2 protein-coding genes and 2 pseudogenes are annotated in these 2,561 nt (G+C 58.5%); all 4 read right to left on the minus strand.

Annotation, left to right across the window (positions count from 1 at the left end; translation table 11 throughout):
• Positions 1 to 175 (minus strand): annotated as a pseudogene (locus ACIQ3A_RS14995) (alpha-ketoacid dehydrogenase subunit beta); the annotation flags it as partial.
• Positions 166 to 1,140 (minus strand): thiamine pyrophosphate-dependent dehydrogenase E1 component subunit alpha, encoded by a 975-nt coding sequence (locus tag ACIQ3A_RS15000; protein ID WP_396432527.1) that lies wholly within the window; start codon positions 1,138 to 1,140, stop codon positions 166 to 168. The pseudogene ACIQ3A_RS14995 and the gene ACIQ3A_RS15000, both read right to left, overlap by 10 nt.
• A gap of 396 nt (positions 1,141 to 1,536) precedes the next feature.
• On the minus strand, positions 1,537 to 2,160 hold the full coding sequence (locus tag ACIQ3A_RS15005; protein WP_396432526.1) for a 3'-5' exonuclease: 624 nt from the start codon (positions 2,158 to 2,160) through the stop codon (positions 1,537 to 1,539).
• Positions 2,157 to 2,561: pseudogene (locus ACIQ3A_RS15010) on the minus strand (ribosome biogenesis GTPase YlqF); the annotation flags it as partial. The gene ACIQ3A_RS15005 and the pseudogene ACIQ3A_RS15010, both read right to left, overlap by 4 nt.

Here is a 2,561-nt window from a genome sequence, read left to right on the forward strand (position 1 = left end):
CGCTGATCGGTGTGTCGATCACGCGTTGTTCGCCAAAGCGTGCCTGTAAACCTGCGTACTGGCCGAAGATGCCGCCGCGGCCGACATCTTCGCCAATCACCACCACGTTGGCATCAGCGTCCATTTCGTGCGCCACCGCCAGAGCGGCGGCTTGGGCGTAAGTGATCAATGCCATTGGCCGGCTCCTGTGGTTTGCACGTCGGTGAATGCAGTGGCCGCATCCGGCCAGGGTGCGGCATCCGCATTAGCCACTGCCGCAGCGACCTCCGCGGTCGCCTCACGCTCAATGGCGTCGAACAACTGAGCATCGCTGCCTGGCAGGGCCAGGTACTGCGCACGGGCGCGAAGCAATGGATCGGTCAGCAAGGCGGCCTGCAGTTCTTCAGGCTTGCGATAAGCGGCCAAGTCGACCGAGACGTGCCCCTTCACGCGGTATGTGATGGCATGCAGAAGGCGAGGCCCGCTGCCGGCGCGCACTTGTTGCACCAACAACGCAGCTTGCGCATGCACTGCCAAGACGTCGTTGCCATCGACCTTCACGGCCGGTATGTCCAGGCTTTCAGCCCTAACCGAGGCGCCCTCGCCAGCAGTCATGGGGCCACTGGCTGTGGTCGCGCTCCAGCGGTTGTCTTCGCAGACAAAGAGGACTGGCAAACCGAAAACGCGCGCCCAATTGAGCGACTCAAGAAAGGGCCCCCGGTTGATAGCGCCATCGCCAAAAAAACAAACAGTGATGGCGTCACGGCCTTGAAGTTTTTGCGCGTGGGCGGCACCTACGGCAATCGGCAGCCCAGCGGCCACGACGCCATTGGCGCCGAGCATGCCAACGGAAAAATCGGCAATGTGCATGGAGCCACCTTTGCCCGCATTGAAACCGCTGGCCTTGCCGAACAGCTCGCTCATCATGCCCTGCATGTCGGCGCCCTTGGCCAGGGTGTGACCGTGCCCACGGTGCGTAGAGGTGAGGTAGTCGTCGCGGCGCAAGTGGGCACAAACCCCAGTGGGAACGGCCTCCTGGCCGGTAGAAAGATGCAGCGGACCTCGCACACGGGCTGTTCCGTCAGCGGCTTTCCCGTAAGCACTGACGCCACCTTGGCTGGCGATCTCGGCAGCGTTTTCGAATGCGCGAATGCGCACCATGGTGCGAAATAAAGCCGCTAAATTGTCTGTTTGGGCACTCAAAATTTATCTCCAGCTGCCTTGCTTATGTTTTGCATTGTAGGTGCCATGCCGCACACTGCCCTTTGAGCTTCGATGGCTCTTATTAACTTCCTTCGCTACCAGACACCGGCAAAAATTTTGAATTTAAGCCTCAACAGCGCGCGCTCTTTTGAAAACACTGGGACGCTACTGGTTTGTCTGCAGTTAGCAAATGACTGGTGTTTATTTTGAAGGCATATTTTCTTGCGCGCTGGAACAGAGGTTCTTGACGAAAACGCATTTGAATGCTTTGCCGTTGCGGCAAAAGCGCGGACTCAGAAAAGGACGAAATACAGGCTTGACTGTTTTTTTCGAAAATGAGTCTGTGCGAACTATTTAGAATCCCAGCGCTTCCCACACCCGAATGGCTGCATAAGCGTCGTTGGCGGCATAGACCAGTTGTGATTCGGTCAGGTGGGCATTCGCCCAGTTGCTGGTGGCGGCTTTTTTGGACTTCATGAAACGCTGGTTGAACAGCACGGCCACAGCGCCTTTCACGCCCATGTCTTTTCGGTAGCCACGCTGATGGAACACGGTGTTCAGCTCCAGGATGCCTTGGGGCTCCACGCCCAATTTATGGATGATGCGTTTGCGGTCATCCCCCAGACCAAAACCGGCTTTGGCAATGCCGCCACCGAGCGCCAGCAATTCGGCTGCCACAGCACGGCATTCGGGTTCATGCAGCTGAAACACCCAGGCCCGCTCCGAGGTGGCCAGCTGCAGGATGTGCGGCCCGTCAGATTGTTCGCCCACCTTGAAAGTGGGTTTGGATTCGGTGTCAAAGCCCCAGGCCCGAGCGGCCACCAGTTGATCGTAGGCCTTGCCGGCCTGTGCACCCGTGCTCACCAGGGTGATACGGTCCAGACCGAGGCGCTCAAAAACTGGGAGGAGGGCGATGGCCTCTTTGTCGGGTGTGGCCCGTTGCGTGTTGTTGTTTTGCAAGGCTGTTCCAGTGGTCATTCGCGGGCCTTTTTCTTCGCCTTTTTGGCGCCTTCTTTGCGCAAAGTGCGTTCCGCGTCGGCTCTTTTGCCTTCGGCCAGCCATTGGGCAAATTCTTCGGGTGTCTCCAAGGTCACGCGCCCAAGTGCGGCAGAGCGAAAATCGTGGATCACGAGCTCCGCTGCTTTGATGGTATTGACACGCCCGCCGCTTTGAATAGCACCGCGTTGACGGGCTATTGCTTCGAGCATGGTTTCATCGGTGTGGCTGGCCACCTCCGTGATCTTGTAGCGCGACGACAAGGCCAGCGGATAGTTCGGTATCAGGTAGTTCAGCAGCTCAAGGGCCACCACTTCTTCGTCAAAAGCGTTCACACCGATGGCCCCGCTGGCGGCCAGGTTGTAGCCGCTTTGTTCCACGAT

The organism is Limnohabitans sp. (assembly GCF_044361985.1).
Taxonomy (GTDB): Bacteria; Pseudomonadota; Gammaproteobacteria; order Burkholderiales; family Burkholderiaceae_C; genus Limnohabitans_A.